The following is a 368-nucleotide window of genomic DNA, read 5'->3' on the forward strand; positions in this document are numbered from 1 at the left end:
TGATGAACCAGGACTACAACGTCGGTCTCGCCCGGGCGGCGGAGGACACCGAGGGCTACCGCAGCACCGGCACGGCGGCGAGCGTCGTCTCCGGCCGGGTCGCCTACACCTTCGGCTTCGAGGGCCCGGCCGTCACCATCGACACGGCCTGCTCCTCCTCCCTGGTCGCCCTGCACCTGGCCGCCCAGTCCCTGCGCTCGGGCGAGTCCGACCTCGCGGTGGCCGGCGGTGTCGCGGTCATGGCCCAGCCGTCCTCGTTCGTGGAGTTCTCCCGGCAGCGCGGACTGGCCCCGGACGGACGCCCCAAGCCGTTCGCGGCGGCGGCCGACGGCACGGGCTGGTCCGAGGGCGTCGCCGTGGTGCTCGTG

At 74.5% G+C, this 368-nt stretch carries 1 protein-coding gene; it reads left to right on the forward strand.

Translation table 11 applies throughout. The annotated features are described in order from the left end of the window. A partial coding sequence (locus LQ326_RS47540; protein ID WP_234545426.1) for a polyketide synthase occupies window positions 1-368 on the forward strand: 368 nt, incomplete at both ends.

Source organism: Streptomyces shenzhenensis (genome assembly GCF_021462265.1).
GTDB lineage: Bacteria > Actinomycetota > Actinomycetes > Streptomycetales > Streptomycetaceae > Streptomyces > Streptomyces shenzhenensis.